This is a genomic window from Pseudomonas sp. TH39(2020) (assembly GCF_016650715.1).
GTDB lineage: Bacteria > Pseudomonadota > Gammaproteobacteria > Pseudomonadales > Pseudomonadaceae > Aquipseudomonas > Aquipseudomonas mandelii_C.
Genome location: NZ_JAEKFF010000006.1, coordinates 1,521,441 through 1,547,286, shown reverse-complemented (window position 1 = coordinate 1,547,286; position 25,846 = coordinate 1,521,441). Strand labels below are relative to the sequence as shown.

At 60.0% G+C, this 25,846-nt stretch carries 24 protein-coding genes; 14 read left to right on the top strand and 10 right to left on the bottom strand.

Annotated features, from left to right (window positions below):
- Positions 1-9 precede the first annotated feature (9 nt).
- The gene (gene cytX / locus JFU47_RS14925) at positions 10-1,302 is read left to right on the top strand and encodes a putative hydroxymethylpyrimidine transporter CytX (RefSeq protein ID WP_201183839.1); all 1,293 of its coding nucleotides are present in this window, start codon (positions 10-12) and stop codon (positions 1,300-1,302) included.
- On the opposite strand, the gene JFU47_RS14920 is transcribed toward cytX, so the two are convergent.
- On the bottom strand, positions 1,271-2,017 hold the full coding sequence (locus JFU47_RS14920) for an RsiV family protein (protein WP_123369040.1): 747 nt from the start codon (positions 2,015-2,017) through the stop codon (positions 1,271-1,273). The two genes, cytX and JFU47_RS14920, sit on opposite strands and share 32 nt — an antisense overlap.
- A 227-nt stretch (positions 2,018-2,244) precedes the next feature.
- Here JFU47_RS14920 and JFU47_RS14915 point away from each other — a divergent pair, with 227 nt between their 5' ends.
- The 9 genes from JFU47_RS14915 (at position 2,245) to JFU47_RS14875 (ending at position 11,635) form a co-directional block, all read left to right on the top strand.
- The gene (locus tag JFU47_RS14915; RefSeq protein WP_201183837.1) at positions 2,245-2,862 is read left to right on the top strand and encodes an NUDIX domain-containing protein; all 618 of its coding nucleotides are present in this window, start codon (positions 2,245-2,247) and stop codon (positions 2,860-2,862) included.
- On the top strand, positions 2,853-3,305 hold the full coding sequence (locus JFU47_RS14910) for a DUF1249 domain-containing protein (protein WP_008153350.1): 453 nt from the start codon (positions 2,853-2,855) through the stop codon (positions 3,303-3,305). Before JFU47_RS14915 ends, JFU47_RS14910 begins: the two co-directional genes overlap by 10 nt.
- Positions 3,306-3,403: 98 nt before the next feature.
- On the top strand, positions 3,404-4,219 hold the full coding sequence (cpdA, locus tag JFU47_RS14905) for a 3',5'-cyclic-AMP phosphodiesterase (protein WP_201183835.1): 816 nt from the start codon (positions 3,404-3,406) through the stop codon (positions 4,217-4,219).
- A 185-nt stretch (positions 4,220-4,404) separates the two neighbouring features.
- A complete protein-coding gene (locus JFU47_RS14900) occupies positions 4,405-5,013 on the top strand; it encodes a YqiA/YcfP family alpha/beta fold hydrolase (RefSeq protein WP_201183833.1) in 609 nt (202 codons plus the stop codon).
- 42 nt (positions 5,014-5,055) lie between these two features.
- Positions 5,056-6,960 (top strand): DNA topoisomerase IV subunit B, encoded by a 1,905-nt coding sequence (gene parE / locus JFU47_RS14895; RefSeq protein WP_123369046.1) that lies wholly within the window; start codon positions 5,056-5,058, stop codon positions 6,958-6,960.
- Positions 6,960-7,949 carry an esterase-like activity of phytase family protein gene (locus tag JFU47_RS14890; RefSeq protein WP_201183830.1) on the top strand — a complete coding sequence of 330 codons (990 nt, stop codon included), beginning with the start codon at positions 6,960-6,962 and terminating at the stop codon, positions 7,947-7,949. The genes parE and JFU47_RS14890 overlap by 1 nt, the downstream gene beginning before the upstream one ends.
- Complete coding sequence (locus JFU47_RS14885; protein WP_201183827.1) at positions 7,946-8,470, top strand: TIGR02281 family clan AA aspartic protease; 525 nt, start codon at positions 7,946-7,948, stop codon at positions 8,468-8,470. The genes JFU47_RS14890 and JFU47_RS14885 overlap by 4 nt, the downstream gene beginning before the upstream one ends.
- Before the next feature lie 7 nt (positions 8,471-8,477).
- Positions 8,478-10,745, top strand: a complete 2,268-nt coding sequence (gene parC, locus JFU47_RS14880; RefSeq protein WP_201183824.1) for a DNA topoisomerase IV subunit A — start codon at positions 8,478-8,480, stop codon at positions 10,743-10,745.
- 176 nt (positions 10,746-10,921) lie between these two features.
- On the top strand, positions 10,922-11,635 hold the full coding sequence (locus JFU47_RS14875; RefSeq protein ID WP_140677177.1) for a PqiC family protein: 714 nt from the start codon (positions 10,922-10,924) through the stop codon (positions 11,633-11,635).
- A 235-nt stretch (positions 11,636-11,870) separates the two neighbouring features.
- Here the strand turns inward: JFU47_RS14875 and JFU47_RS14870 are convergent, their stop codons facing one another.
- Positions 11,871-13,403: an AhpA/YtjB family protein gene (locus tag JFU47_RS14870; protein ID WP_123369051.1), complete on the bottom strand. Its 1,533-nt coding sequence runs from the start codon at positions 13,401-13,403 to the stop codon at positions 11,871-11,873.
- A gap of 135 nt (positions 13,404-13,538) precedes the next feature.
- Here JFU47_RS14870 and serB point away from each other — a divergent pair, with 135 nt between their 5' ends.
- On the top strand, positions 13,539-14,753 hold the full coding sequence (serB, locus tag JFU47_RS14865; RefSeq protein ID WP_201183819.1) for a phosphoserine phosphatase SerB: 1,215 nt from the start codon (positions 13,539-13,541) through the stop codon (positions 14,751-14,753).
- 117 nt (positions 14,754-14,870) lie between these two features.
- Here serB and JFU47_RS14860 read toward each other — a convergent pair whose 3' ends face one another.
- On the bottom strand, positions 14,871-16,649 hold the full coding sequence (locus JFU47_RS14860; RefSeq protein WP_201183816.1) for a molecular chaperone: 1,779 nt from the start codon (positions 16,647-16,649) through the stop codon (positions 14,871-14,873).
- Between the two features lie 199 nt (positions 16,650-16,848).
- On the opposite strand from JFU47_RS14860, the gene JFU47_RS14855 reads away from it, so the two are divergent.
- Positions 16,849-17,250 carry a lectin OAA family protein gene (locus tag JFU47_RS14855; RefSeq protein ID WP_042932429.1) on the top strand — a complete coding sequence of 134 codons (402 nt, stop codon included), beginning with the start codon at positions 16,849-16,851 and terminating at the stop codon, positions 17,248-17,250.
- 56 nt (positions 17,251-17,306) lie between these two features.
- Here JFU47_RS14855 and asd read toward each other — a convergent pair whose 3' ends face one another.
- The 3 genes from asd to JFU47_RS14840 are packed head-to-tail and all read right to left on the bottom strand — an operon-like array spanning position 17,307 to position 20,582.
- Entirely contained in the window at positions 17,307-18,167 is an 861-nt protein-coding gene (gene asd / locus JFU47_RS14850) for an archaetidylserine decarboxylase (protein WP_046045706.1), read from the bottom strand.
- An 18-nt stretch (positions 18,168-18,185) separates the two neighbouring features.
- Positions 18,186-19,001: a rhodanese-like domain-containing protein gene (locus JFU47_RS14845; RefSeq protein ID WP_201183813.1), complete on the bottom strand. Its 816-nt coding sequence runs from the start codon at positions 18,999-19,001 to the stop codon at positions 18,186-18,188.
- Positions 19,002-19,043: 42 nt separating this feature from the next.
- Entirely contained in the window at positions 19,044-20,582 is a 1,539-nt protein-coding gene (locus JFU47_RS14840; RefSeq protein ID WP_140894929.1) for an HDOD domain-containing protein, read from the bottom strand.
- 166 nt (positions 20,583-20,748) lie between these two features.
- Between JFU47_RS14840 and motA the strand changes: the two genes are divergently transcribed.
- Both motA and motB read left to right on the top strand, forming a co-directional pair.
- Positions 20,749-21,600 (top strand): flagellar motor stator protein MotA, encoded by an 852-nt coding sequence (gene motA, locus JFU47_RS14835; RefSeq protein ID WP_123369056.1) that lies wholly within the window; start codon positions 20,749-20,751, stop codon positions 21,598-21,600.
- 3 nt (positions 21,601-21,603) lie between these two features.
- Positions 21,604-22,638 carry a flagellar motor protein MotB gene (gene motB, locus JFU47_RS14830; RefSeq protein WP_201183810.1) on the top strand — a complete coding sequence of 345 codons (1,035 nt, stop codon included), beginning with the start codon at positions 21,604-21,606 and terminating at the stop codon, positions 22,636-22,638.
- A 42-nt stretch (positions 22,639-22,680) separates the two neighbouring features.
- On the opposite strand, the gene JFU47_RS14825 is transcribed toward motB, so the two are convergent.
- The 4 genes from JFU47_RS14825 to rsgA form a co-directional block, all read right to left on the bottom strand.
- Positions 22,681-23,166 (bottom strand): toll/interleukin-1 receptor domain-containing protein, encoded by a 486-nt coding sequence (locus JFU47_RS14825; RefSeq protein ID WP_201183807.1) that lies wholly within the window; start codon positions 23,164-23,166, stop codon positions 22,681-22,683.
- On the bottom strand, positions 23,166-24,125 hold the full coding sequence (locus tag JFU47_RS14820; RefSeq protein WP_201183804.1) for a caspase family protein: 960 nt from the start codon (positions 24,123-24,125) through the stop codon (positions 23,166-23,168). The genes JFU47_RS14825 and JFU47_RS14820 overlap by 1 nt, the downstream gene beginning before the upstream one ends.
- A 3-nt stretch (positions 24,126-24,128) precedes the next feature.
- On the bottom strand, positions 24,129-24,536 hold the full coding sequence (locus JFU47_RS14815; RefSeq protein WP_201183801.1) for a TIR domain-containing protein: 408 nt from the start codon (positions 24,534-24,536) through the stop codon (positions 24,129-24,131).
- 212 nt (positions 24,537-24,748) lie between these two features.
- A complete protein-coding gene (gene rsgA / locus JFU47_RS14810) occupies positions 24,749-25,780 on the bottom strand; it encodes a small ribosomal subunit biogenesis GTPase RsgA (RefSeq protein WP_008153263.1) in 1,032 nt (343 codons plus the stop codon).
- Positions 25,781-25,846: the final 66 nt, after the last annotated feature.

The following is a 25,846-nucleotide window of genomic DNA, read 5'->3' as shown; positions in this document are numbered from 1 at the left end:
ATAACACCCTTGAGCATTCAACCCAGCACGTATTCCCCTGATATCGCGGTGCCCAAAGACAAACGTGTCTTCGGCGGCCGCGATCTGTTTTCCCTGTGGTTCTCCCTCGGCATCGGCCTGATGGTCCTGCAGACCGGTGCATTGCTCGCACCAGGTCTGGGTCTGTCCGGCTCGTTGCTGGCCATCTTCCTCGGTACGCTGGTCGGTGTTCTGCTGCTGGCTGCGGTCGGCGTGATCGGCAGCGACACCGGCCTGTCATCGATGGCCGCGCTCAAACTCAGCCTCGGTGCAAAAGGCGCGAGCCTGCCTGCCGTATTGAACCTGCTGCAATTGATCGGTTGGGGCTCGTTCGAAATCATCGTCATGCGCGATGCCGCCAGCCTGCTCGGCGCGCGTGCGTTCAGCGAAGGCAGTCTGTTGTCCAATCCATTGCTCTGGACTGTGTTCTTTGGTGGTTTGGCGACCTTGCTGGCCGTCAGTGGTCCGCTGACATTTGTGCGACAGATCTTGCGCAAGTGGGGCATCTGGTTGCTGCTGGCCGCGTGCATCTGGCTGACCTGGAACCTGTTCGCCAAAGCCGATCTGGCGACGTTGTGGGCGCAGGCCGGTGATGGTTCGATGCCGTTCGCCGTGGGCTTCGACATTGCCATCGCCATGCCGCTTTCGTGGTTGCCGCTGATTGCCGACTACTCGCGTTTCGGCAAGCGTGCGAAAAACGTGTTCGGCGGCACGGCGCTGGGCTTCTTTATCGGTAACTTCTGGCTGATGAGCCTCGGCGTGGCCTACACCCTGGCGTTCGCGCCGAGCGGTGAAGTGAATGCCTTGCTGTTGGCATTGGCGGGTGCTGGCCTCGGGATTCCGCTGCTGCTGATCCTGTTGGACGAGTCGGAAAATGCCTTCGCCGACATTCACTCGGCAGCCGTTTCCAGCGGGATTTTACTGCGCTTGAAAGTTGAGCATCTTGCGCTGGCGATTGGCGTGATCTGCACACTGATCGCGTGCCTGGCGCCATTGGCTCAGTACCAGAACTTCCTGCTGTTGATCGGTTCGGTGTTTGCGCCGCTGTTCGGCGTGGTGCTGGTGGATCACTTCATCCTGCGCAAACGCGGTGCTCGCGTGGCGTCAGCCGCATTGCGCTGGCCGGCGTTGCTCGCCTGGTTGGGCGGGGTAAGCACCTATCATTTGCTGGCTAATCTGTATCCGGACATCGGCGCAACCCTGCCGTCACTGATTCTGGCAGGGCTGCTGCAACTCGTGCTGGGTCGGGCCTTCAGTTACGGCCAGGAAACAGCTCGGGCTTGAGAATGCCGTTCAGGCGTGGGTAAGGGATCTTCAGTTCGACGTGACCCAGCGCGTAAGGCGCGATGGTGCTCACCTCGTACTTGAGGATCACCCCGCCGTACGTCAGCGCAACGTTTTGGGTTTTGACGAAGGGCCAGCTCTTCACAAACTCCGGTTCCTGATCGAGCTTGGTGCTGATCAACCAACTGTTGTGTGCCACCTGCGCGGCTTTCCAGAACGCCTCTTCCTGCCCCGGCACCAACATGTCCGACAGTGTCAGCACTTTGTGTTGCTGGCGCGAATAGTTGATGAAGCTGCGGCCCGGCGTGCCATGGGCGCCGCCGGTGTCCAGGTAGCTGGAAAATTCGACGATCACCAAGCCGTCATGCTGCTCACGTACTTTGGCTTGCAGGTAGCTGCTGTTACGCGGGCCGGCACTGCTCAAAAATTGCTCGCGATACGCTGCCAGCGTCGGTGCCACCGGGGCATCGGGCGAGGTGCGGGTCATTTGCAGCAGGCGTTTTTCGATGATGCCGTCCAACTGCGGTTCGGCAGGGAAGCGCAGCGTATCGATGTTCACCAGCGGGCAGTCAGGTGTTGTGCAACCCGGTTTCAGCTGCTCGGAGGCATCGCGGGTAGTTTCCAGCGGCGTCCGGTAGTTGGGTTGGAACAAACTCTGGCAGGCGCCCAGGGTCAGGGCGATTGCGGCCACGGAGGCGATTTTAAAAAGCGACATGGGCGTCCTTCATAAAACAGGGAAAGGCAAAAAGTTATCCGCTTCGACTCTCAACGAAGCAGTCAGTTCGCCACTAAGCTAATTAGAGTTGGTTTCGCCCTCACCGTCTATCCCGCTGACTGGAAAGGGGCTGCATCAAAGGTCGCGGGCGCGTTAGGATGGCGCGAAGTCGAGGTTGCAAGTAACAAAAGGAGCCTTGTAACGGATTTGCAGTAAAGAGGATTGTCATGACTGATTTTGCCAACGCCATTCCGACCGCCGTTGATATCGTCCGGCGCGAAAAGTGCTACGTGGGCTTCTATAAGCTCGATCGTGTGCACTTGCGTCACGAATTGTTCGCCGGTGGCATGAGTCGCGAGATCAATCGTGAAGTGTTTGTTCGCCACGATGCGGTGTGCGTACTGCCTTACGATCCGCAACGCGATGAAGTGGTGTTGATCGAACAGTTTCGCGTCGGCGCCATGGGCAAGACTGACAATCCTTGGCTGATCGAACTGGTCGCCGGTCTGATCGACAAGGATGAAGTGCCGGAAGAAGTTGCTCACCGCGAAGCGCAGGAGGAAGCTGGGCTTGTGTTCGGGGCGCTCTGGCCGATGACCAAATATTTTCCATCGCCGGGCGGCAGCAATGAATTCGTGCATTTGTACTTGGGGCGTTGCGACAGCACCGGCGTCGGCGGCCTGCATGGGCTGGAGGAAGAAGCAGAAGATATCCGCGTCACGGTCTGGGCGTTCGAAGATGCCCTGCAGGCCGTACGCGACGGACGAATTGCCAACGCAGCCAGCATCATTGCCTTGCAATGGTTAGCTTTGAACCGCGTTGAAGTGAGGGGGTTATGGTCGTAAACAAACTGCGCGATCGCTATCGGGTTGATCTCGTGGGGCTGCAAGCCTCCTGCGAGGCCAACTACGCGCGCCTGATGCGACTGCTGCCGGACATGCGCAACGAGCCGGAGGCTCGGCGCATTGCCGTGACCCACGGCGATCAGATGCTCGGCGTGCTGGCCCTCGAAGTGCTGCAGGTCTGTCCGTACACCACAACCCTGCAAGTGCGCCAGGAACACAGCCTGCCGTGGCTGCCGGTGCCGCAACTGGAAGTTCAGGTCTATCACGACGCGTGCATGGCCGAAGTGGTCAGCGCCGAACATGCGCGACGCTTTCGCGGCATCTATCCTTACCCGAACGCCTCAATGCATCAGCCGGACGAAAAGGCCCAGCTGAACATGTTTCTGGGCGAATGGCTGAGCCATTGCCTGGCCTGCGGACACGAGTACGCTGTCGTTCGATAGATGTGAACTGCGTCAGCTTCGCAGGTTTCCCCTTTTGATCGTCCCCCAGCATAATTGCGGCACTCATCCATCCCGTGATTCAGCCCTGGGAGAACGCCTTGCCGAGCGTATCCATTTTGACCACCGCCGATTCGGCGTTGCTGGTGCAACTTTCCGACAGTCATCTGTTTGCCGAGACGGACGGGACGTTGTTGGGCATGAATACCCGTGACAGCCTGCAAAAAGTCATCGAACTGGTGCGGCTTCAGCAGCCGCAGATCGACCTGATTATCGCCAGTGGCGATCTTTCTCAGGATGGGACGCTGGAGTCCTATCAGCAGTTTCGCGACCTGACGCGACAGCTAGATGCGCCGGCACGCTGGATTCCCGGTAATCATGATGAGCCGCAGATCATGGCGGAGGCCGCCGTGCAGAGTGCGTTGCTGGAGCCGGTGGTGGATGTCGGTAACTGGCGTGTCACGTTGCTTGATTCAGCTGTGCCGGGTTCGGTGCCAGGGTATTTGCAAGATGAGCAGCTACAGTTGCTGGCCCGTTCGTTGAGTGAGGCGCCGGAGCGCCATCATCTGGTGTGCTTTCACCATCATCCGGTGTCGATCGGGTGTGCGTGGATGGAGCCCATTGGATTGCGCAATCCAGACGCGTTGTTTGCCGTGCTGGATCGGTTTCCGCAGGTGCGCGCTGTTTTATGGGGGCATGTGCATCAAGAGATCGATCAGGATCGCAATGGCGTGCGGCTGATTGCCTCGCCTTCCACGTGTATTCAGTTCGAACCGGGCAGTGATGATTTCAAGGTCAGTGACCAGGCGCCGGGGTATCGCTGGTTGCGACTTTTGCCGGATGGCCAGCTGGAAACCGGCGTGGAACGTGTCACCGGGTTCGACTTCCAGATCGATTACGGCTCCAACGGTTACTGAACTCTCAGAAAGACCGCGGCGCGGCCATCGCGAGCAGGCTCGCTCCCACATTGGAATGCATACCCCTGTGGGAGCGAGCCTGCTCGCGATGGCGTCCGCCAAGACAACCTGATTCCCACGGATATCCCCGATCTCCCCATCTCCCTGTAAACTGCGCCTCTTTACCCGACGCACAGGGAGCTCAAATGTCTGGTTCGATCCTTTATATCCACGGTTTCAACAGCGCACCTTCGTCTAAAAAGGCCACGCAGTTGGTACAAGTAATGGAACGTCTGGGTTTGAGCGATCAGTTGCGCGTCCCGGCCTTGCATCACCATCCGCGTGAGGCCATCGGTCAGCTAAGCAAGGCGATTGAGGAGCTTGGGCGGCCACTGCTGGTCGGCAGCTCACTCGGCGGCTACTATGCGACTCACTTGGCCGAGCGCCATGGCCTCAAGGCCCTGTTGATCAACCCTGCCGTCAGTCCGCACCGGATGTTCGACGGGTATCTGGGGACGCAGAAAAACCTGTATACCGATGAGGCCTGGGAGTTGACCCGCGACCACGTGACGGCCTTGGCCGAGCTGGAAGTGCCGGCACCCCAGGACCCGCAGCGGTATCAGGTGTGGTTGCAGACTGGCGATGAAACGCTGGACTATCGCCTCGCCCAGCAGTACTACCGGGCCTGTGCCTTGCGCATTCAGGCCGGCGGCGACCATAGTTTCCAGGGTTTTGCCACGCAGCTTCCGGCAATGCTGAGTTTTGCCGGTATTGGCGCAGATTTGTATCAGGCGATCGATTTCGCAGCACTGTGAACCCTCGCCCCTATTTTCAATGAACACTGACGACGAGACCCCATGGCCACTCCCAGCGCTAGCTCTTATAACGCAGACGCCATCGAAGTCCTCTCGGGCCTCGACCCGGTGCGCAAACGCCCCGGCATGTACACCGACACCAGTCGGCCGAACCACCTCGCCCAGGAAGTCATCGACAACAGCGTCGACGAAGCCTTGGCCGGGCACGCGACCTCGGTGCAGGTCATCCTGCACGCCGATCACTCCCTGGAAGTCAGCGATGACGGCCGCGGCATGCCGGTGGATATCCACGCCGAAGAAGGCGTGTCGGGCGTTGAGCTGATCCTCACCAAGCTCCACGCGGGCGGCAAGTTTTCCAACAAGAACTACCAGTTCTCCGGCGGTCTGCACGGGGTGGGTATTTCCGTGGTCAACGCCTTGTCGAACGAAGTCCGGGTGCGCGTAAAGCGTGACGGCAACGAATACCAGATGACCTTCGCCAACGGTTACAAGAAAACCGAGCTGGAAATCATTGGTACCGTCGGCAAGCGCAACACCGGTACCAGCGTATTCTTCGCCCCGGACCCGAAATACTTCGATTCGCCGAAATTCTCCATCAGCCGCCTCAAGCACGTACTCAAGGCCAAGGCCGTTCTGTGCCCGGGGCTGCTGGTCAGTTTTGAAGACAAGGCCACCGGCGAGAAAGTCGAATGGCATTACGAAGACGGCCTGCGCTCCTATCTGGTGGACGCGGTCAACGGATTCGAGCGTCTGCCGGACGAACCGTTCTGCGGCAGCCTGGCCGGTAACAAAGAAGCGGTCGATTGGGCGCTGCTGTGGTTACCGGAAGGTGGCGACAGCGTTCAGGAAAGCTACGTCAACCTGATCCCGACGGCGCAGGGCGGTACCCACGTCAACGGTCTGCGTCAGGGCTTGCTCGATGCGATGCGCGAATTCTGCGAATTCCGCAGCCTGCTGCCACGCGGCGTGAAGCTGGCGCCGGAAGACGTCTGGGAACGCATCGCTTTCGTGCTGTCGATGAAGATGCAAGAGCCGCAATTCTCCGGCCAGACCAAAGAGCGTCTGTCGTCCCGTGAAGCGGCCGCGTTCGTTTCCGGTGTGGTCAAAGATGCCTTCAGCCTGTGGCTTAACGCCAACCCCGAAACCGGCATGCTGCTGGCGGAACTGGCGATCAATAACGCCGGCCGTCGCCTGAAGGCCAGCAAGAAGGTCGAGCGCAAGCGCATCACGGCGGGGCCGGCACTGCCGGGCAAACTCGCCGACTGCGCCGGGCAGGACCCGATGCGCTCCGAGCTGTTCCTGGTGGAAGGTGATTCCGCCGGTGGTTCGGCCAAGCAGGCGCGAGACAAAGAATTTCAAGCGATCCTGCCGTTGCGCGGCAAGATTCTGAACACCTGGGAAGTCGACGGCAGCGAAGTGCTGGCCAGCCAGGAAGTGCACAACATCGCCGTGGCCATCGGCGTCGATCCGGGCTCGGCGGACATCGCTCAGCTGCGTTACGGCAAGATCTGCATCCTCGCCGACGCCGACTCCGACGGTCTGCACATCGCCACGTTGCTGTGCGCGTTGTTCGTCCAGCATTTCCGCCCGTTGGTGGATGCCGGTCACGTCTACGTCGCGATGCCGCCGTTGTACCGTATCGACCTGGGCAAAGAGATTTACTACGCCCTGGACGAAGCCGAACGCGATGGCATCCTCGATCGTCTGGTGGCCGAGAAGAAACGCGGCAAGCCGCAGGTCACCCGATTCAAAGGTCTGGGTGAAATGAACCCGCCGCAGCTGCGCGAAACCACCATGGACCCGAACACTCGGCGTCTGGTGCAGCTGACGCTGGACGATTTCGAAGCGACCTCGGAAATGATGGACATGCTGCTGGCGAAGAAACGCGCCGGTGACCGCAAATCCTGGCTGGAATCCAAAGGCAACCTGGCCGAGGTTCTTGGCTGATGCGGGTTGGCTTTGCCCTGGTGTGTGCGTTACTTCTGACCTCGGTTTCGGTGTTTGCCGAACCGCTGCCGGAACTGCGCCTGTTGTCCGAGCATCCCGTCGACGGTATGCGCGGCGGCAATCTGTCCGGGCTGGCTCAGTGCGGCAAGGATCTGTGGACGGTATCGGATCGCGACGACGATCAGATTTACCGGCTCGATACCCGCGACCGGGTATGGCAAGCCGAAACCGTGGGCATCGGCGTACCACCGGTGCCCGACAGCGGATTGCCCTGGGGCTTGCGTGCGCGGACCTGGGTAGCGTCGTTTGTCCGTGGCGGGGATCTGGATTTTGAAGGCATCACCTGCGACAGCGCCGGTAATCGCTATATCGTCAGTGAATCCCATGCGGCGATTCTGCAAGTGCCGCCCGTTGGGCCATCGTCCTGGCTGAAGATCTCACCGATTCTGATTCGCGAAGCCCGGGCCAGCGGCATGCTGCTGCACTTCAATGCGTTGTTTGAAGGCTTGGCGATCAATCCGGCGGGTGATCAATTGTGGCTCGCCGCCGAGCGTCAAAGCCGTGGATTGTTGCTGATCAAGCGCAAACAAACGGTATGGGATTGCGATGGTGGCTGTGTGTTGCTGAGCGAAGCCGGGAAAGAAATGCAGCCGGCGCAGTTTCCCCGAGCCAAAGCAGTGTCCCGAGACTTTGCCGACCTGTCGCTGTTCAACGGCAAGCTGTTTACCCTTGAGCGCAACGCTTACCAGATCTGCCGCCGTGATTCGGTGACGGCCAAGGTCGAGCGCTGCTGGTCGTTTGCCGATGAAGCCCTGCAGCCGCATCGCCGCTATTCAAATCCTTACGGCCTGACCGAAGCGTTGATTGTTGACGCCGAGGGCGCGTGGATTGGCACCGACAACAACAACGATGCCCGCGCCGATGGCGAGGAACGTCCGATCGTCTGGCGCTTTGCTGCGCCTGAAGGCGGCTGGAGCGCCAAGCCGTGAGCCAGCAAACGCCGGGAAAACGCGCCGGTCGGGTATTTATGGTGCTGGCCTGGTGCGCGGCGCTGTTTCTGGCCACGCGGTTTTTCGGTCAGTGGGAAGTGCGTCAGCAGAATCCTAATATGGTGGTCAGCTCCGAGCAGGGCGAAGATTTTATCGAGGTGAAACTGGCCAGCAACACACAGGGTCACTTCGTCGCCAGCGGCCAGATCAACGGTCAGCCGGTGGATTTCATGCTAGATACCGGGGCGACCGACGTGTCGATCCCGGCGGAAATGGCCGAACGGCTAAAACTGGAAAAAGGCTTTGGGGTGACCCTGAGCACGGCCAACGGCCGCACCCAGGGTTACCGAACCCGCATCGACCGGCTGCAACTGGGCGACATTGTGCTGCGTGATGTGCGCGCCCTCGTCGTGCCAGGCCTGGATGGCAAGCAAGTGCTGCTCGGTATGAGCGCGCTGAACAAACTTGAATTTACCCAGCGCGGTGGCACCATGCTGCTGCGCCAGACAACGAACCGATGAGGCCCGCATGAGCGACTCCCTTGATCTCAGCCTGGACGGTGTAGAACGCCGGTCACTGGCTGACTTCACCGAAAATGCCTACCTCAACTACTCCATGTACGTGATCATGGACCGTGCCTTGCCGCATATCGGCGACGGCCTGAAACCGGTACAGCGGCGCATTATCTATGCGATGAGCGAGTTGGGGCTGGACGCTGATTCCAAGCACAAGAAATCGGCGCGTACCGTCGGTGACGTGCTCGGCAAGTTCCACCCGCACGGCGATTCGGCCTGCTACGAAGCCATGGTCCTGATGGCCCAGCCGTTCAGCTACCGCTACACGCTGGTCGACGGCCAGGGTAACTGGGGTGCGCCGGATGATCCCAAGTCCTTCGCCGCCATGCGTTACACCGAGGCGCGGCTGTCGCGTTATTCCGAAGTGCTGCTCAGCGAACTGGGCCAGGGCACTGCTGACTGGGGCCCGAACTTCGACGGCACCCTCGACGAACCGCTGGTGTTGCCGGCACGTTTGCCGAACATCCTGCTCAACGGCACCACCGGCATCGCCGTGGGCATGGCCACCGACGTACCGCCGCACAACCTGCGCGAAGTCGCCACGGCGTGCGTGCGTTTGCTTGATGAGCCGAAAGCCACGGTCGAGCAGCTCTGCGAGCACATCCAGGGCCCGGATTATCCGACCGAAGCGGAAATCATCACGCCGCGTGCCGACCTGCTGAAAATGTACGAAACCGGCAAGGGCTCGGTGCGCATGCGCGCTGTTTACCACATCGAAGACGGCGACATCATCGTTACCGCGCTGCCGCATCAGGTATCCGGCGCCAAGGTGCTGGAACAGATTGCCGCCATGATGCAGGCCAAACCGTCCAAGGCCCCGCAGATCGCTGACTTGCGAGACGAATCCGACCACGAAAACCCGTGCCGGATCGTGATTATTCCGGGCGCACGCAAAAACTTTGACCACGATGCATTGATGACCCACCTGTTCGCCAGCACCGAGCTGGAGTCGAGCTACCGGGTCAACATCAACATCATCGGCCTCGATGGTAAGCCGCAGCTGAAAAACCTGCGTGCGTTGCTGGTGGAATGGCTGGAATTCCGGGTCCAGACTGTGCGTCGTCGCCTGCAATTCCGCCTGGACAAGGTCGAGCGTCGCTTGCACCTGTTGGACGGTTTGTTGATCGCCTACCTCAACCTGGATGAAGTGATTCACATCATTCGTACCGAGGAGCACCCGAAAGCGGCGCTGATCGCGCGTTTCGCCCTGAGCGAAATCCAGGCCGACTACATCCTCGACACCCGTTTGCGTCAGTTGGCGCGACTGGAAGAAATGAAGCTGCGTACCGAGCAGGATGAACTGCTCAAGGAACAGGCCAAGCTGCAAGCCCTGCTGGGCAGCGAAGCCAAGCTGAAAAAGCTGGTGCGTACCGAACTGATCAAGGACTCCGAAACTTACGGCGACGACCGCCGCTCGCCAATCGTCGAGCGCGCCGAAGCCAAGGCTCTGACCGAGCACGATCTGCTGCCGAACGAGAAAGTGACCGTCGTCCTGTCGGAAAAAGGTTGGGTTCGTTCCGCCAAGGGCCACGAAATCGACGCCACCGGGCTTTCCTACAAGGCCGGGGATGGTTTCAAGGCCTTGGCGCCCGGCCGCTCCAACCAGTTTGCGGTGTTTATCGACTCCACCGGTCGCAGCTATTCGGTGGCCGCGCACACGCTGCCATCGGCCCGTGGCCAGGGCGAGCCGCTGACCGGTCGTCTGACGCCGCCGCCAGGGGCGAGCTTCGAATGCGTGCTGATGCCGGAAGACGACTCGCTGTACGTGATCGCGTCCGACGCCGGTTACGGTTTCGTGGTAAAAGGTGAAGACCTGCAAGCCAAGAACAAGGCGGGCAAGGCGCTGTTGAGCCTGCCGAACAACGCCAAGGTGATTCTGCCGCGTCCAGTGGCCGATCGTGAGCAAAACTGGCTGGCCTCGGTGACCACCGAAGGTCGCCTGCTGATCTTCAAGATCAGCGATCTGCCACAATTAGGTAAGGGCAAAGGCAACAAGATCATCGGGATTTCTGGTGAGCGTGTTGCCAGCCGCGAAGAATATGTTACGGACATCGCCGTTCTGCCGGATGGCGCCACATTGGTGTTGCAGGCCGGAAAACGTACCTTGTCACTGAAAGCAGACGACCTCGAACACTACAAAGGTGAGCGTGGACGTCGTGGTAACAAACTGCCACGTGGCTTTCAGAGGGTAGATGCGCTGCTCGTCGAAAACCTCAATTAAGCGTCCTAGAGCGCTCGATCTACGATTTAACGCGTAGATCGACGCTTTGGCGCTGGAGTCGGAACGCATATTCACGGATGATATGGCCTTTCAAGCGCCGGCGTGGCCGAGCGTTCTTCATATTTATTGAGTATTTTCACTGTGGTTAGCCTTGTGGCAGCCACCTGGATGGGACGATGACTGCTCTGCGCCTTCCTTTTATTTTGATGCTCGCTGGCGTTTTTGGCCTGGCGGGTTGCAGCGTTCACCAACCGGTGTCGCTGTATCAGCTGGACAGCGGAAGTCCGGCTCAGCCTGCGCAAAGCGCGGGCATGGCTGTATTGCTGGGTCCGGTAACGGTAGCCGATTACCTGCAACGCGAAACGTTGTTGCAGCGACAGCCGGATGGCAGCCTGCAAGCTTCGGCCGATGGTCGTTGGGCGGGTAGCCTGTCGTCTGATATTGATCAGCTGCTGCTGCGTCAGGTCGCCGGTCATCTGGACAGCCAGCGCGTGGTGCTGGCGCCAGCGACACTGGGCTTCACGCCGGATGTGCAGGTTCTGCTGACGATTACTCGCCTGGACTCGGGTGAGGGGCAACCGGCGATCCTTGATGCGCAATGGCGTCTGATCGACCGTCGTGGCCAGGTTCGTGATAACCGCATCATTCACCTGCAGGAACAACATGCCGGTGGCACGGCAGCTCAGGTTCAGGCGCAGGGTGTGTTGCTGCAGCGTCTGGCCGAGCAACTGTCGACGGCGCTCAAGCCGCTGGCTAACCAGCCACCGATCGCCGAAGCGCCAAAAAAACCAGCTGCCAAGCCGGCTGCACCAGCGGCAGAACAGGATAAGCAACCGAAGATCCCGATGGCTTCGCCAATCCGGACCGATATGGAAGTGTTCAGGTTCTAAGCCTGGATTGATCCAAGAGCAAAGCCCGCATTGATGCGGGCTTTGTTGTTTCTGCAGGTTGGAGATCTTCGGTGCTGCTGAAGGCCTCATCGCGAGCAGGCTCGCTCCCACAGTGGATGTGTGGGTAGCCGAGACTACCTGTGGGAGCGAGCCTGCTCGCGAAGGCGTCGGGACAGGCAACAAAAAAGCCCGCAGACGAGTGGTCATCTGCGGGCTTGGTTGTAGCTTCTAAGGCTTACGCCCGACGCTCATGCATCCGCGCCAGTTGCCGCTCGAGCATCGACGGATAAGGCTCCATCAGTCGCTCTACGCAACAAGCGCCTTCCGGGCTTGCGATCGGTCGGATTCGTGCGCGCTGGCGGATCAGCGCGTCGTCACCGATCTTGCGCTCCACCAGCAACAGGTTGCGGCTGTGTTGCGACAGGGCCAGCGCATCCTGAGCGGTTTCGGTCAGCAGCAGATCTATCTGGCTCAGGCCGAACAGCTCGTCACCCAGGGTCAGGCCCAGTTGCAATTGCAGGGTGATGCCGCTGTCGGCGACTTCGATCTGCAACTGATGGCCCAGAGCCCGCAACAGCTCACCGCAACAGATGGCATTGGTCAGGTAGTCATCGCCGCTGTCTTCGGTATGGAACAGCATCAGCGTGCTGCCATCGTTCAGAGTGTGCAGTTCGCTCTGGTAGAGCGAGGCGGCCTGATCGAGGCAGTCGCGATAGCGTTTGAGCAATTCTTCCAGGCGTGTGCGGGGCAGGCGACGCAGCTGATCCTGAGCGCCCAGTTGCACGGCCAGCACCGCGCTGTGCTGCGGCACGTTCGATAGTTGCGGTTTGGCTACCGGTTTCGGCGCGGTCGAAGCTGATTCATCACGCAGGTCGGCAAATGCATCGTCGTCATCATCGTCTTCAACGGTGCTGACAATGCGCCGTGGAGCAGGTTTGAGGCCGGCCACAGGCTTGGATTCATCGAAACTCGGGTCACGCAGATTGCGCATTTCGAAGGTCGGCTCGTTATCGTCCGCGTCTTCGTAGTCGCTTTCGTCGTATTCAGGCTCAGGAGCGGGTTCCGGCTCGGCGGGCTCTGGCGCGAAGTCGGCGTGCAGCTGGCGGGCCAGATCGCCGATCTCATCCTGACGCTCGGTGGCCGGGGTGTGTTCGTCGATATGGCGCAGCCACACCCGCAATTGCAGCAACGGCGTGGAGATGTGCCGACCCAGGCGCAGGCTCAATGCCAGGGACAGCGCCAGCAGAATCGCGCTCAAAATGCCCATGCTTTGCAGGCTGATGGTCATCGGCTGCTGGAACTGATCCATGTCCAGGCTGATGCGCAGCTGCCCGGCGGTCACGTCCTGGAACGTGATCTTGCTCTGGTACATGCCTTCGGCTTCGCCCAGCAGGCTGTGCTTGGGGCGCTGACCGGCTTCGGCGAGGATGCGGTTATCCACGCTGTAGATGGCAGCGTGAGCCACCAGCTTGTTTTTGGTCAGGTTGTTGAGCAGCACGTTGAGGCTGAGGATGTCGTTGGACACCAACAGCTCCGTGGCGGACGTGGCAGTTTGCGTGGTCAGGCTTTCGCCCAGCGCATCCGCCTGCTCGTGCATGGCCTGCTTGAACTGCAAACCCATCACACAGGCATAAATCACCAGGGCCAGAGCGACCAGGATCACGTTATGGCTGGCAATGCGCAATGCAATCGGTACACGGCGGTGGCGCAGTGCACGGAAGATCAGCAGAAAGAAGTTATCGGTTTTTACTGGCGTGGGCCGGTTCACTTGAGCTCGGCTCTTTTGTCCGTGAAGTTGACGCGCAGTATAGCGACAGGCCCTAGACCGTCAAAGCGCTCACGGTGCCCGATGGTCACTGAAAGTGGGTAGAATGCGGTTTTTTTCCACCTGCGGGGGTGCGCCTTGCGCGAAATCGTCCTGATAAACATCACGGGAGTCGACCGTCCGGGTCTGACTGCAGCCATTACCGGCGTTCTGGCCCAAGGTGGTGTGAGCATTCTCGACATCGGTCAGGCAGTGATTCACGACACCCTGTCGTTCGGCATCCTGGTTGAAATTCCTGACACCGAGCAAGGCAAGTCGGTGCTCAAGGACATCCTGTTCACGGCTTACAAGCTCGATCAGCAGGTGCGTTTCACGCCGGTGTCCGAAGAGGATTACCAGCAGTGGGTTGGCAATCAGGGCAAGAAACGCCACATCGTGACCCTGCTGACCCGCAAAGTGACCGCCGGGCAATTGCAGGCCGTGAGTTCGATCACCGCCAAATATGGCCTGAACATCGACCACATCGATCGTCTGTCCGGGCGCATGCCGCTGGACACCCCGGCCGATCAGGGCAAGGGCTGCATCGAGTTTTCCGTTCGTGGTGAAGCGGCTGATCCGCAAGCGCTGCGGGCCGAGTTCCTCAGCGTCGCGCAGGAACTGAACGTCGACATCGCCTTCCAGGAAGATTCGCTGTTCCGTCGTAACCGCCGCCTGGCGGTGTTCGACATGGATTCGACGCTGATCGAAGCCGAAGTGATCGACGAACTGGCCAAGGCTGCCGGAGTGGGCGATCAGGTATCTGCGATCACCGAGCGGGCGATGGCCGGCGAATTGGACTTTCGCGCCAGCTTCAAGGAGCGCCTGGCCTTGTTGAAAGGGCTGGACGTCAGCGTGCTAGATTCCATCGGCGCCTCCCTGCGTCTGACCGAAGGTGCCGAAACACTGTTCGCCGAACTCAAGCGTCTGGGCTACAAGACCGCCATCCTGTCGGGCGGCTTTACCTACTTCGCCAAGCAATTGCAGGCCAAGCTGGGCATCGACTACGTGTTCGCCAACGAACTGGAAGTAGTAGACGGCAAAGTAACTGGCGTGGCGGTCGAGCCGATTGTTGATGCGCAACGCAAGGCGGATCTGCTGAAGGAACTGGCGCACAAGGAAGGTTTGCGTCTGGAGCAGACCATTGCGGTCGGCGACGGCGCCAACGATTTGCCGATGCTGGCGATTGCCGGGTTGGGCGTGGCGTTCCGTGCCAAGCCGCTGGTCAAGCAGTCGGCGAAGCAGGCGATTTCCACCCTTGGGCTGGATGGCGTGCTGTATCTGCTGGGTTTCCGGGATCGCGACGGGCAGCTCTAAGGAAGATCAAAAGATCGTCCGAACGCGGCCCGAACCTTCGGCAGCTCCTACTAAGGAATATGTATTTCCCTGTAGGAGCTGCCGCAGGCTGCGATCTTTTGCTTTTGTGGCACCCGGTTAAAGTGTTTTCCACAACGAATCAAAATCGTCCTCAGCGCCGCTCACTGCGGCGTTGTCGTTTTTGGCTACCTGCAGTGGACGGTAGGCGAACTGATTGAAACTGTTGGTGCTCGCCACCCGCCGCTCCAGCCCGACCCGGCGTTCCTCGCCGTGGGTATTGATCATGACCTTGTTGCCCTCCTGAAAGGGCAGGCGCGGTGCGAGCAAAGTGGCCGGCTGGTCGATGGCACTGATTTGCGGCAGCAACAGACCGCGCAGGTATTGGCTGTGGTCATCACGGGTGCGCACCAGTTGCAGGCCGCAAGGCTCGGCGTAGGGCGCAACCTGCTCGATGCCCATCTGCGTGCCACCGCCGCGCACCTGGCGGATCCAGCGCACCACCGCGATGCTCCAGCCCTGACCGGCAGAATCCTCGATACCGACCATCTCGCCCGCCTGTAATTCGGCCGGCACAGCGGCGGACCAGGCCAGGCAGTAACCGCCGGGGCTGTGATTGATCACTGACAGGACATGGGTCGGGAAGTGCTGATTGCGGTCGGATGCATCGTGGCCGTCGTCATTCTGAAGCTGTGGGTATTCGATCTCTTCGTAGGGCAATAGAGCGTCTGCATTGCCTTGGGGGGCGGCGTCGAAGGCCTGGTGCCATTGGTCCTTTTCCCGGCCGGTCGCTGACGTTACCGAAAATTGTGCAGGCCGGGCGCCGTGGTTTTTCAGGATGTCGCTGAATGAGCGTTGCCCACCCAGATAAAAGTGCAGCGCGCTCATGCCCACGCACAGGGTCAACGAGCCTTGGCCAACGGTGCGCTGGAAGCTGCGCTCGGCAGTCTGGCCCCAGGCGGCATGAAGATGTTGCAACGTATCCAGACTTAACCCTGCCGGCACGGGCAGCGGTGATGAACTGTCGTTTTTTTGCAAATGAGCTTCAATCGCCGCGACCAACGGCTGCGGATCGATCCCCAGTAAACTCTCCTGCTGCTCGGCCCGGAACTTGGTGCGGTAACGCGGCCCGGTGTCGAGGTCTTGCGCGACGGCAAACAACCCGGTGGCCGGCTTGCCGGGTTGCAGCTTGATCCATTGGCTCCAGGGTTCCAGTACCTCGGCCACCCGGGCAATCTGGTGCTGGCGCAGTTGGTTGCAGCGTGAGGCGCCCAGCAGCAAGGCGACCACGTACGTCTGTTCGATGCTCAGGGTTTGCGTCTGGCTGGCTAGCTCATCGCGCAGGCTCGTGTGCTGGAGCCGGTGCGCGCAGGCGATCCGGTAGAGCTGATGCAGCTCCAGCCACAGGCCTTCCGGCACGGGGCAATAGAGTTTGGTAGCGCGAATCAGCGGCCCGTTCAGGCAATGGATCGCCCGTTGCAGCGCCTGGGTCAGCAGCGGCGCTCGGTCCTTGCTGAACTTCGGTGTGATGCGCACCACGATCTGTTTATAACCAATGGCCAAGTGACTTTGCAGCGCCTGGCAGAGGTTGGCGATCTTGCGAGAGCGCTCGTCGAGGACAATCGACTGATGCAGGAAATGTTGCTCAAGGTGTTTGCAGACGTAATACACCTCGGGCCGCAGCAGTTCGAGCAATTGCAGGCGATTGTCGCTGGGCGTGAACAGCTGATTGAGTTCGCTCAAGCCTTGATACAGCTGGCGAGCGGTTTCACCGATGTTGGCTTTGGGCAGATTGGCGATCCAGCGCTTGAGATCGCGCGGGGTGGCTTCACAGAACGACAGGCGCAACTGTGTCGGAATCGGTGCACGTAGCAACAGGTGGGGACTGGTCTCATCCATGCCGTGGAAAAACTCCAACCGGGAAATGGGCAGTGAATTACCTGACTGTAGCAGCTATGGATTTTTACCGTTTGTCTGTCAGTCGAGTGCCTTCCGGGCGTACTACTAATCTGACACTCGTGCGACTGGATACGCACAGTCGTACGGCCTGCTGCCTACGCAGGGCAGGTCTCTTTGTAACTTCAAGGAGATGAAGTTTATGTCTAGATATGTAGTGGCAAATCAATGGGGCGGTAGTTCGGCACCCTGGCATCCGGGCGGAGACTGGACGCTAGGCGCGCGGGACAACCAGAACGTTGTCGCGATCGAGATCAAATCGGGCGATGGCGGGAAGAGTTTCACCGGCACCATGACGTATGCGGGTGAAGGTCCCATTGGCTTCAAGGCTCAGCGCACGGGCCAGAACCAGTACAACGTTGAAAATCAGTGGGGCGGCAACGATGCCCCCTGGCATCCGGGTGGCAAATGGGTCATCGGAGGTCGGGACAATCAGAACGTTGTGGCGTTGAGCGTGACCTCCAGTGATGGAGGGAAAAACCTCAGTGGCACCAATACCTACGCCAACGAAGGGCCGATCGGCTTCCGTGGACAGATAGAGTAACGGCACCACCGAAATGTCCGACCCCGCGAAGACGTTCGCGGGGTTCGGATCAGTGATCAGGCTTTTGCCAGGCCCATGCCCTGGCCCATCTGCACCGGGGAACCGGCCGCCAGCTCTTCAGCCCACTTCACTTGATCAGGCCCGAACAGCACGACAGCGGTCGAACCCAGCTTGAAGCGACCCAGTTCTGCACCTTTCTCCAAATGGATCGGCGCACGGGCGGCTTCGTCGTAGCGGAAAGTTTTCAGCTCGCGTTTCGGCGGCGTGACCAACCCGGCCCAGACGGTTTCGATCGACGCAACGATCATCGCGCCCACCAACACCACGGCCATCGGCCCGCGTTCGGTGTCGAAAATGCACGCCACACGCTCATTGCGGGCGAACAGTTCCGGAACGTTTTCGGCGGTGGTCTGGTTGACCGAGAAGATCCGGCCAGGGATGTAGACCATCTCGCGCAGGGTGCCGGCCAACGGCATGTGCACGCGGTGGTAGTCCTTCGGCGACAGATAAATAGTCGCGAAATCACCGCCCATGAACGGCGCTGCGTTGGCAGCGTCGCCGCCCAGCAATTCCAGCACGCTGAAGCTGTGGCCCTTGGCCTGGAACACGCGACCGTGTTCGATCGGGCCGAGTTGGCTGACCGCACCGTCTGCCGGGCTGAGGATCGCGCCTGGCGTCTCGTCCAGCGGGCGAGCGCCGTCCTTCAGGGCGCGAGTGAAGAACGCATTGAAGTGTTCGTAGGCGGTCAGGTCTTCGACCAGCGCCTGGGACATGTCCACCTGATAACGCTTGGCGAACCAGGCGGTGAAGGCGTTCTTGAACCAGCGCACGCGGCATTCGGCAATGCAGCCGGCCAGTCGCGACAGCAGGTGATGGGGCAGCAGGTATTGGCTGAGGATAAACAGACGCTTATTCATTAACTGTCCTTAAAAACCTTAAATCTCTACGGGCGTATCGGGGTGGTTGCCCCATTCGCCCCAGGAACCGGCGTAGCCTTTGACCCGCGGATAACCGAGGGATTTGGCCACCAGATAGGTGAAGCCAGAACGATGGTGAGTCTGGCAGTGGGTAATCACTTCTTTGTCTTTGCTGATCCCGAGTTTTTCCAGGATCTGCGGCATGTCGGTGCGGATACGCAGGTTGCGCGCCTGATCCATGCCCGCGGTCCATTCGAAATTGACCGCGCCGGGAATGTGCCCGGCCTTGGCTGCCAGGACTTTCTCGCCGGAGTACTCCAGCGGCCCGCGCGCGTCCCAGATCGCCAGGTCGGCGGCACCGAGACGGCTTTGCAGGTACTCGCGGGTGGCAGTGGGTTCGTCGTGCAGGGTCAACGCAACCGGGCCGCCAACCGCTGCCGGGATCTGGATTGACATGGGCAAGCCTTCTGCCAGCCAGGCCTTCAGGCCGCCGTCGATATAGTGGTACTTGCTGTGGCCGATGACATCCAGCAGCCAGATAAAGCGCCCGGCCCAACCACCGCCTTCGTCGTCATAGACGACATAGACCGCATCAGGGTTGTGTCCCAGCTCACCGAACAACGCTTCGAGTGCCGCTTGCGGCGGCATCAGTCCCGGCGCTGGTGCGTGACCGAGTTGCGTGCGTTTCGGATCGACAAAGCGCGCACCGGGGATATGCCCTTCGGCATAGCGGGCGCTGCTGGTCAGGTCCACCAGAATCAGATCGCGGGCGTCGAGACGGGGGAGCAAGTCGCTCGGCTCGATCACCAGCGGCAAGCCAGAGAAGTCAGACATGTGAGGTCTCCAGAGCACAAAAGGGAGGATTGTATAGCAGCGTCATTGGCCGCGGTGACTAAAGCTGTGCAGGGCTTTCTCGATGCACTGCGCGGTTTTGCCGAAGGCTTGCACGGTGATTTCCGAGAACGGCCCTCCGCCCTGATCCGCCACCACAATCATGATGACCCGACCATTATTGACCAGTGAGCGCAACAGCAGGTGTTCGCCGCCGAACTGTGAGCGCAGGCTGGTGGGCAACAGGGCGGAAAATTGTGCGTTGTTGTCCGGTGTCAGGCGCACCTGGGCTTGTTGCGAGAGCAGGCGTTGCAGCACGGTGCTCTGGCTGACGACGAAGTTCAGGCCGGCCACTTCTTTTGGCAGCCCGGCCGTCTGGTGCACCCGCAGATTGGCGTGAGTGCGGTCGGCCATCAGGATCATCACCCGACGCATGCCGCACGCGACCAAAGCGTCCCGGGCAGACGTGGTCAAGTGCATGGCATTGGTGAAGCGGCTGGGCTCGACCAGCAACTCGGCACACTGTCTGCGCCATTTCGCCAGGTCTTCGGCAGTCGGCGCCGGGGCCGGCAGCAAGCCTGCGTGCACGCGGTTCATGCCCCACGGCCAGATCAGTGAAACGGCCGGGTGCCAAAGGTCTGGCATGGCGTGATGGCGGGCGCTGTTGGCGGCCTGTTGGTGCAACTGCTGCTGCACTTCGTCCATCGGCATTTGCAGGTAAAGGCTGGTCAGGTACTGCCAGCGTTCACTGTGCGGGCTGTCCCAGGCCTGTTGCGCCGACAGCGCCAGACCGTTGGCCAGCAGCACTGTATTGGCCGGTTGATTGAGCCAGCGACGCAGGGTCGGATCGTCATCGAGACGGTTCTGCTGGCGTAATGGATGATCGCTGTCGCGGGCGATGCGCAGCACTTTCACCAGCTCACGCTGCTCGTTGAGCAGCAGCCGATAACCTTGCTGCACCCAGATCGGCAGGCGCCAGATGTCCACGAGCGCCCGGCAGATTTCCAGCAGGCGAGCGCCGAACAACTGCATTTCGACTTTGCGCGCCGACTCGCCTTTGTGGATGACCCGCAGCTCCCACTCTTCGAGCAACTGCGGATGAGTCAATGCCATCGGCCAGAGCGGCGAGAGAAACAGCAGGCTGCCCCAGTGGATGTCTTGCCACAGTCGCGCCAGGCGACTGGCGAAAAAACCGTTGGCCTGTTGGGTCGCGTGCTGGCTGATCAACTGCAGCTGACGCAGGGCGATCGGGATCTCCGATTGCGGCTGGGCAGGCAACCGGGCGAGCAGTTCTTCGGTGCGCTTCAAACCGAGGCGATTGATCGCCACCTCAAGGTTTTCCGCAGGCTCGGTCATGCTGCCATGGGTGTGGCGATTGGCTTCGCGAATCACGCTCAAGGCCAGCGCCGGGCTGTCCTGTATCAGTTCGGCGATATCGCGCAAGGAGCTGCGACTGTTGGCGATGGCTTTGCAGACTCGGTCATGACTGGCTTGCGGAACCGGCAGGCGCACGCCGTCGAGAAGCTTGACCCAGCCTTCGAGAGTGGTCGGTTTTGGAGTCGGTACGTTCGTTTCGTTAGCCATGTCTGGACGCGATCATCGTCTGCATTACCTATGCCCGGAGCGGGCCAAATTGGCTTTTCGCCTGAACTGGCTATAGTCTGGCGCAGTTTTGCCGATAAGTAGAAGAAGAGATTTTTTAACTTCCGAATATGACCTTGAACCCGACTCAGTAAGTGCTCTCCTACCTATGGCTAAATTAATCGGCATCATCGTCGTATTCGCGAGCGTGCTCGGCGGATACGTGCTCTCCCACGGCAAAATTGCCGCCCTGATTCAGCCCTTCGAGGTGATGATTATTGGTGGTGCGGCCCTCGGTGCATTCCTGCAGGCCAACCCCGGTTACATGACCATGCACGTGCTCAAGAAATCCTTGGGCATGTTCAGTTCGCGTTTCAACCACACGTTCTATCTGGAAGTGCTGGGCCTGATCTACGAGATCCTCAACAAGAGCCGCCGCGAAGGCATGATGGCCATCGAAGGCGATATTGAAGATGCCGCCGCGAGCCCGATCTTTGCCAAGTACCCAGCCGTGCTCAAAGACGAGCGCATGACCGCGTTCATCTGCGATTACCTGCGCATCATGTCCTCCGGCAACATGGCTCCCCATGAGCTTGAAGGCCTGTTCGACATGGAGCTTTACAGCCTCAAGGAAGACCTCGAGCATCCATCCCACGCGGTGAACGGTATTGCCGACGCCATGCCTGGTTTCGGTATCGTCGCGGCGGTGCTCGGTATCGTGGTGACCATGGCTTCCCTGGGTGAAGGCGATCAGAAGTCCATCGGCCTGCACGTCGGTGCGGCACTCGTCGGTACCTTCTTCGGTATTCTCGCGGCGTACGGTTTCTTCGGTCCGCTGGCCCATTCCCTGGCCCACGATGCCAAGGAAGAACTCAACGTCTACGAAGCCATCAAGGCCTCGCTGGTCGCTTCGGCTTCCGGTATGCCGCCATCGCTGGCGGTAGAGTTCGGTCGTAAAGTTCTGTACCCGGCGCACCGTCCTAGCTTCGCTGAGCTGGAACAAGCGGTTCGCGGTCGTTAAATCATGGAAAATAACCAGCCGATAATCATCAAGCGCGTCAAGCGCATCGCCGGCGGGCATCACGGGGGCGCCTGGAAAATCGCCTTTGCGGACTTCGCGACGGCGATGATGGCGTTCTTCCTGGTGCTGTGGCTGCTGTCTACCGCAACGCCTGAACAGAAGATCGCCATCGCCGGTTACTTCAAGGACCCGGTCGGCTTTTCCGAAAGCGGCACGCCGTACATCATCGACCTGGGCGGCACACCGACCCTGGCGCCGGAGAACACCCTCAACCCCGAGGTGAAATCCCAGCCGCAGCCAGACAAGGTGACCATCGACGCCGAGCAGGTTGAAGGCATGGCCGAGCAGGTCGAAAAGGAACGTCTTGAGCTGTTGCTGCAAGAATTGCAGAACAAGGTCGAAGAGAATCCGCAGCTGAAGAAATTCAAAGACCAGATCCTGTTCGAAATCACGCCGGACGGTTTGCGCATCCAGATCGTGGACGCCGAAAACCGGCCGATGTTCGACTCTGGCAGTGCCCGTCTGAAGCCATACTTCGAAGACATCCTGCTGGCCATGGCCGACACCATCAAAGCGGTGCCGAACAAGATCAGCATCAGCGGCCACACCGATGCCAAGCCGTACTCGGGCACGGGTGATTTCGGTAACTGGGAACTCTCGGCCAACCGTGCCAACGCGGCACGTCGTGCGCTGGTCGCGGGTAGTTATCCGGATCAGCAAGTGGCGCGGGTCGTCGGTTATGCCTCGTCGTCGTTGTTTGACCGCGAGCACCCGTTCAACCCGGTCAACCGTCGAATCGACATCGTGGTGCTGACCAAGAAAGCCCAGCGTGCCATCGAAGGTTCGCAAGGTGCGGAACCGGCTCCAGAACCAACGCCGACGCAAGGGCAGGGCGGCCCGGGCGAAGTGCCCGCCACGCCAGCCGACCCGAACGCGTTGCCGGCGGATAAAGAGCCGTTGCCGGCACATGAGCTTCGCGAGCGGTTGAATCTGTTTGATAATCCGGCACCGAAACCGGGTGAACCGCCGAAGCAGTGACCCATGAAAAAGCCGACAGTGATGTCGGCTTTTTTGTGCCTGTCAGAAACCGCGCCGGATGCGGTTCTTGAGTTGGTCGTGGAACAGGTCTGCATTTCCTTTGTAGATGCCGCGAACCGACTCACTGATCGATTCCAGTCCTATCGAGCGTTTGGTTAGTACCTCTTCACGATAAGCATCAATGAAAAAATTGATGTCCGTATCGCCGCTCAGTTTTGGCCATTTGTCGAGGTACAACGGTAAAGCGCTGGGGCCAACCTGGTACGAGCAGATGCGGCGATTGCTGATGGTCGCTTCTCCGATTTCGAACGGCACCCACCAGGATTGTGCGGTGTTCTCCGAAATCACTGCGAGCAAGTGCGTGCACGCGGTGATGTTGCGGGTGATGACCCCGGTGATGTCGTCAGTGGTTTGTGATTCCGGATCCAGCACGTCGAAATAGGTCTTGATGTTGGCCTGAATAAGACGGGTGTTGATGGCGATGGCGTGGGGCCGATCGCTATGGCGGTAGCTAATAAACACAGGCATCAGAAATGTCCCTTGATCGCGAGTTCGCGGTAATAGGCGCCGAGGGCGGTGAGGCGGCAGCCGGTGGAATGGATGGCGGCGTAGTACATGTGCTCGGCGTCCACCGGTTCGATCAGGCTGTGGCGATTGCACTTTTGCAATTGGGCGAAGACTTCGCCGTGGTCCGGGTCGAACGATGTTTCGGTGGGTTCGTAGCTGGGGTCGAGTGCAAAGACATGGCTGGGCTCCGGGAACCAGTCCTTGAGTTTGCGCAGGGTTTCTTCGGCGATCAGTGGCGTGACCTCGCGCAAGGGGACAAATTGCGAGACGTTGGTCTTGAACACTGGCCGTTGTTCCCACGCGCCCAACGCGTTGTCGACGAACGAATACACGCTGCCGGGAGTGACCTTGCCCAGTACGTTGGCGGCTCCGCCGTGCAGTGCTTGCAGCAGCAGATCGGTAAACACGCCGTGGCCGCGTCCTTCGAGCGCTACCTGATCTTTTTTGCAGGCGGTGAGAATGGTCATGCCTTCGCCGATGACGCTGCTGCCGCCGCGTAACCCGCGCATCGCGGCGGCTGCGCCGGCCTGGCAGCAGTCGAGGATGATGATTTTGTTCTTGATGTGAGGGGCGTTGTCCGCCCAACTCAATATGTCGCTGATGCGAATTCCATCGCCACCCTGTGCAAAGTCCTGAGGAATCAGCAGCCCCTCGTCGATGCTGGTATCGAACTGGCCATGGCCGGCGAAATACAGCAGCGCCACATCACAATCGCCGGAAAACAGGCTTTGGATATGCTGCTTCATGGCCGTCAGCGAAAGGTCATCTTCGGCTGAGGTCAGCACCTTGCTGCTGAAGTTCGGCCGCCCGTTGGCGTGACGCTCCAGCACCGAGGCCATGGCCATCGCGTCGTTATTGCATCCGCTCAATGGAGAGACGTGGGCGTAATGGTTGATCCCGATGAACAATCCCTTGCGCATGGTTCAACCCGCCGCGTGAGTGCGAATGGCACTGATGATGCTATTGGTGTTCCACGCACACTCCGCGTGTGCTGCCCGGCGCACCACGGTAGAAATCCGCTCCGCACCAAACGGCTTCACCGCAATGATCACCTTGCCCATTCGTTTGGCGATCTCGATTTCCTTGTTGATCCACTTGCTGTAGGTCGAATACATCCCCGCCATGATCAGTACTGCCGAGCAGGGCCGGATTTTGTTTTCGATGGCTTCTTCCAGCTGTTTGTCGGTTTTCGCGCCGATGATCGGGTTGTCCGGCGGCACCGAAAAATTTTTGAACGTGAAGTCGGGATTGGCGTTGAGCAGCCGCACGAGGTTGTCGTGGGCGTGGGGGTAGTTCCACGAATGGCTGATGAACAAATGATAGGTTTGCATGGGTATCCCTCGGTATCGCCAAAATGCGAAGAGGGCTCGAATGTATGCACTTGAGTGGTCGCAACAAGACCTGCACTGATAAAGAGAATTCCCCTACAAACAGGCGTGCAAGAGCCTTACAGAAGTCTCTGACGTTTAAAAGATGAGGGTATTTGTAGGACGCTACAAGCGGCGCGCCGCCTCGTCAGTGTCGAGGCAGCGGGCGCGTCTGTTTAGTAGCTGGTTTCGGGCAGGCTAGCGATGATCGAGCGATAGCTGTTCATCCGTTGTTGCTGCACGCGACCCTCTTCCAGGGCCTTGAGCAGGGCGCAACCCGGCTCGCGGTCGTGCTTGCAGTCGCGGAAGCGGCAGGTGCCGATTAGGTCGTTGAACTCGATGAAACCGGCTTCGACGTCGGCACGGCTGACGTGGCCCAGGCCGAATTCGCGGATACCCGGGGAGTCGATCAACTCACCGCCACCGGGGAAGTGGAACAACCGCGCGGTAGTAGTGGTGTGAGTGCCCTGGCCGGACAGCTCGGACAGCGGGCCGACACGGGCTTCGACTTCAGGCAACAGGCTGTTGACCAACGAGGATTTGCCGACGCCGGACTGGCCGACGAACACGCTGATGCGACCGTCGAGCTGTTCTTGCAGTTGCTCCATGCCGTTGCCGTGGTGCGCCGAGACTTCCAGCACCGGGTAACCCAGCGTGCGGTAAACCGCCAGCAAGGCATTCAACGCCGGGGCGTTTTGCTCGTCGATCAAGTCGAACTTGTTGAGCAGCAGCAGCGGCCGGATGCCGGCGTGCTCAGCAGCAACCAGATAACGGTCGATCAAGTTGGCATGGGGCTCGGGCAGCGGCGCGAAGACGATGACGATCATGTCGACGTTGGCCGCTACAGGCTTGAGCTGACCACGGCTGTCCGGACGGCAGAGTTCGGTTTTACGCGGCAGTTGCGCCACGATCACACCGATGCCCTGGTTGCCGGCACGCCAGACCACCTGATCGCCGGTCACCAGCGCGGGCAGGTTGGCGCGCAAGTGGCAGCGGAACACCTGGCCGGCCAAATCGCCATCGAGGGCTTCGACTTCGACCTGCACACCGAAGTGCGCGATCACCAGGCCGGTCTGTTCCGGACCCAGGTCGCCGCCCTCAAGTGCCTCGACAGCCGAGGACTCGCGTTTGGCGGCGCGGGCAGCGCGTTCGCCCTGAATCTTTTCGATGCGCCAGTTTTGACGACGATTGAGTTGGCGTTTGGCCATGGGTGTTCCGTATCAAGAATGCAGCGATTAGGTAAAACGGCCGCGAGTTTAGCACGCCCGGCCACT